This is a genomic window from Mycobacterium sp., assembly GCF_049280035.1.
Classification (GTDB): domain Bacteria; phylum Actinomycetota; class Actinomycetes; order Mycobacteriales; family Mycobacteriaceae; genus Mycobacterium.
This window is the reverse complement of record NZ_JBAPPI010000506.1, coordinates 1-2,105: the sequence shown is the minus strand read 5'-3', so window position 1 is coordinate 2,105 and position 2,105 is coordinate 1. Positions and strand designations below refer to the sequence as shown.

At 62.2% G+C, this 2,105-nt stretch carries 3 protein-coding genes and 1 pseudogene; 1 reads left to right on the top strand and 3 read right to left on the bottom strand.

What is annotated here, in order from left to right:
* The 3 genes from rplT to infC all read right to left on the bottom strand — a co-directional run.
* On the bottom strand, positions 1-241 hold a 241-nt coding region (gene rplT, locus WAN71_RS16425), incomplete at its 3' end, for a 50S ribosomal protein L20 (RefSeq protein WP_422226348.1).
* Between the two features lie 63 nt (positions 242-304).
* Positions 305-499 (bottom strand): 50S ribosomal protein L35, encoded by a 195-nt coding sequence (gene rpmI / locus WAN71_RS16420; protein ID WP_422226347.1) that lies wholly within the window; start codon positions 497-499, stop codon positions 305-307.
* A gap of 20 nt (positions 500-519) precedes the next feature.
* Positions 520-1,119 carry a translation initiation factor IF-3 gene (gene infC / locus WAN71_RS16415; protein ID WP_422226349.1) on the bottom strand — a complete coding sequence of 200 codons (600 nt, stop codon included), beginning with the start codon at positions 1,117-1,119 and terminating at the stop codon, positions 520-522.
* 403 nt (positions 1,120-1,522) lie between these two features.
* Between infC and lysS the strand changes: the two are divergent.
* A pseudogene (gene lysS, locus WAN71_RS16410) lies at positions 1,523-2,105 on the top strand (lysine--tRNA ligase); the annotation flags it as partial.

Below are 2,105 nucleotides of genomic sequence, written 5' to 3'. Positions count from 1 at the left end.
GGATCAGCCGGTTGTAGGTGATGTCATTGGCGCGGGCCGCCGCGTTGATCCGGGAGATCCACAGCTTGCGGAACTCGCCCTTACGCGCACGGCGGTCGCGGTAGGCATAGTTCAGTGAATGCAGTTGCTGCTCTTTGGCTTTGCGGTAGAGGCGGGACCGCTGGCCGCGATAGCCCTTCGAAGCCTTCAGAATGGTGCGACGCTTCTTCTGGGCGTTGACTGCCCGCTTTACGCGTGCCATGAGTGTTCCTATCGTCGTCTGGACGTAACGAGGGTTACGCCGATGCCTTGGTTATGGACGCTGTCAGCCGTTAAGCAACTTGTTGACCCGCTTGGTGTCATTGGCAGACACGGCGGTACGCCCCTCCAGCCGTCGCATTCGGGTGCTCGACTTGTGCTCGAGTAGGTGCCTGCGATTGGCCTTCTGACGCACGATCTTCCCGGTGCCGGTGCGGCGGAATCGCTTCGACGCACCACTGTGGGTCTTGGTCTTGGGCATGTGTCCTCAGTTCTGCTGTATCAGTTCGGCGATGGTTCGGTATCGCTGTTTGGTGCGGGCTGGGGCGTGGGGCCACCGGCCTGTTCGGCCGCACGGGCACGAGTCTTTGCGCCGCGGTGAGGTGCTAACACCATCGTCATGTTGCGTCCGTCCTGCTTGGCCGACGTCTCGACGAATCCGTAGTCGGCGACGTCGGAGCCCAGGCGCTGCAGCAGCCGGTAGCCCAGCTCGGGCCGCGACTGCTCACGTCCGCGGAACATGATGGTCACCTTGACTTTCGATCCCGCCTCCAGGAACCGGATCACGTGGCCCTTTTTGGTTTCGTAGTCGTGATCGTCGATCTTGGGTCGGAGTTTCTGTTCTTTGACGACGGTCTGCTGCTGGTTCTTGCGAGACTCGCGCGCCTTTTGCGCCGCCTCATACTTGAACTTGCCGTAGTCCATGATCTTGCAGACCGGTGGCCTGGCGTTCGGCGCAACCTCGACAAGGTCGAGATCGGCATCCGCGGCGACGCGGAGGGCATCTTCGATACGCACGATGCCTACCTGCTCCCCTCCTGGGCCGATCAAACGGACTTCAGGTACGCGGATGCGTTCGTTGACGCGGGTCTCAGTGCTGATGGGGCCTCCTGGGTTGAATGTCTTCCTACCGCCACCGCCACCTGGCCCAGTCCGGATTCAGCGGTGGAAACACCACACCATCAGCAAAAAGGCCCTGCGTAAGCAGGGCCCGGTGCCGACCGGTCACGGCTGAAGCCGCCTGCGTAACGCAGAACCGACACACCGCTGGTGTGCCGGTGACCGGACCGCTGAGCCTTAAAAAATCGTGAAGATCTCTTGGCCAACGGTGGGAGCGGGACTCCACTTGCTGTCTCTGGTCTTCGCCGGAGACGGTCGCGGATGTCAGTTTAGCAGTCATAACGACGTGCTCGGCGATCGAGCGCCGCTGAGCCAGCCGACGCGGACAATTCGATGCCGTCCTGGCATAGGCATTCCATAGCTAAACCGAATATCCTCGCGGTTTGTGACTCTCACTGCGTCTCGCCCGCGGAGCCGGTCGACTTCCCGGCTGCGTTGGGTGCCTGCGGCGGCGGGGTGGACGGTCGGCGTTATCGCCACGCTGTCGCTGATCGCCAGCGTGTCGCCGGTGATCCGGTGGGTCATCAAGATGCCACGGGAATTCATCAACGACTACCTGTTCAACTTTCCCGACACCAGTTTCGCGTGGTCGTTCGTGCTGGCTTTGCTGGCCGGCGCACTGACCGCGCGCAAGCGCATCGCCTGGTGGCTGCTGGTCCTCAATCTGCTGTTGGCCGCCGGCTTGAACATCGCCGGTCTGACAGCCGATGACGTCACCCCGCTGAAGAGGCTCGGCGAGACCCTTGGGCTCGGTTTCCATTTGGCTGCGCTCTTGGTACTGGTCTTGGCCTACCGGGAGTTTTGGGCCAAGGTCCGCTCCGGTGCGCTTTTTAAGGCGGCCGGAGTGCTGCTCACCGGATGGGCAATCGGGATCCTGCTGTCCTGGTCACTGGTCGAAGCGTTTCCCCGCACGCTGGCGCGCGACGACCGGTTCTTGTATGTGGTGAACCGAGTGATCGGATTCGCCG